Origin of the sequence: Gordonia sp. DT219, assembly GCF_049847065.1 — a bacterium.
Taxonomy (GTDB): Bacteria; Actinomycetota; Actinomycetes; order Mycobacteriales; family Mycobacteriaceae; genus Gordonia.
Window position 1 is genome coordinate 1 of sequence record NZ_JBNCNR010000111.1, and the last position, 277, is coordinate 277.

Consider the following 277-nt stretch of genomic DNA (forward strand, 5'->3'; position numbering starts at 1 on the left):
GATGGGTTGTTTGAGCAGGCGTTGGCGGCGTATGGGCCGGTGGGGCCGGATGAGTGTTATGGGTTTGTGCCGTCGATATTGTTGGGGGGACCGGCGGAGGTAAGCCATATTCAGAAGGTGAAGGTGCGTGAGCACTTGTTTGTGTTGGACAAGATTCGTCGGGGTGAGTTCACGGCGGAGGTGGGTCCTCGGCTGACTGGTGTTGATCCGGAGGCTGCGGGTGCGGCTGGTGGTGGGGTGGTTCCGGTTGAGTCTGGTGGGGTGGGTGATTTGTCGG

1 protein-coding gene is annotated in these 277 nt (G+C 60.6%); it reads left to right on the forward strand.

The features are described from left to right. Nucleotides 1-6: 6 nt before the first annotated feature. The coding region (locus tag ACPXB3_RS22645) for a T6SS immunity protein Tdi1 domain-containing protein (protein WP_425707139.1) at nucleotides 7-277 on the forward strand (271 nt) is incomplete at its 3' end.